This window comes from Vibrio sp. Vb2131 (assembly GCF_033338535.1).
GTDB classification, from domain to species: Bacteria; Pseudomonadota; Gammaproteobacteria; order Enterobacterales; family Vibrionaceae; genus Vibrio; species Vibrio alginolyticus.
The window spans coordinates 1-953 of the sequence record NZ_JAWOSW010000056.1 but is presented as its reverse complement, the minus strand read 5'-3'; the positions used below and the strand labels follow the sequence as shown (position 1 = coordinate 953).

1 tRNA gene is annotated in these 953 nt (G+C 47.1%); it reads left to right on the top strand.

Annotation, left to right across the window (positions count from 1 at the left end):
- Nucleotides 1-384: 384 nt before the first annotated feature.
- Nucleotides 385-438 (top strand) — tRNA-OTHER (locus tag R7E38_RS22825).
- Nucleotides 439-953: the final 515 nt, after the last annotated feature.

Genomic DNA, 953 nt, shown 5'->3' with positions numbered 1-953 from the left:
GGGAACTAAATAACTCAGATGAAAAATCTAAAGACCCATGAAAATCCTTCATGCGGTGACTGAAGGTTGAGATGCACAGACAGTTGCCTGGAAAATACCAAAATCCTACAAGGGGAAAAGCAAAATTGTTTTGCTTCACTCTTTATGGGGAAGGGTTTGAATAGCTTTTCTTAGTTGCTCAATAGATGGTGTCAACACCGTGTCACAGGCCGGCCTGTGGGTGTGGGCAGTGCTGGAGAGCTGATTTCCATGAAGTATAACTGGGGAGAGGCTTGTCAATGCCAACACTGTGGGCTCTTGTTTGACTTGGGGTTGCCAGAGGCTTCTGGGTCTCTAATTCAAATTCTGTCTTACTGTGTGAATAAGAATTCTAATGCAGGGGTTGGGGATTTAGCTCAGCGGTAGAGCGCAAGGCCCTGGGTTCGATCCCCAGCCCCAGGGGGGAAAAAAAATTCTAATGCAGGCGGGGGATATTGCTCTTTAGAGCGCTTGCCCAGCCAGCGCAGGGCCTTGGGTCGTTGGGGGGGGGGGGGGGGGGGCAGTCTGCTACTATCTGAACGAATTTAATGTGGGAGTCATGCCTTATACAACACAGGAAATTAATGTGTGATCTAATGCGTGATCTATGACTTATTACAATACAGGAATTTAATGTGTGAGCCATGCCTTCAAAACATGTCTAGAATTTCTGGAATTGGCCGGAAGTCAACAGGGATTGCTTATTTAACCTTTCAAATCACTCATTGTGACTAGGGCACATGGTCTTGCGCTTGCTATGAGGTCATTGTGATGTTTGGTAGAAAACCTCACTCATGTACTTGGCTAAGGCTGCACTGCTGAATACATTGTGGGCTGGGCTTGAATGGTGCTTTAAACCCCGAGCAGAGGGGAAACTGTCAGTCAAAACATTTGGGAAATAAAAGTGAAAACTGGGCAAGGGCAGGGTGCTGGGC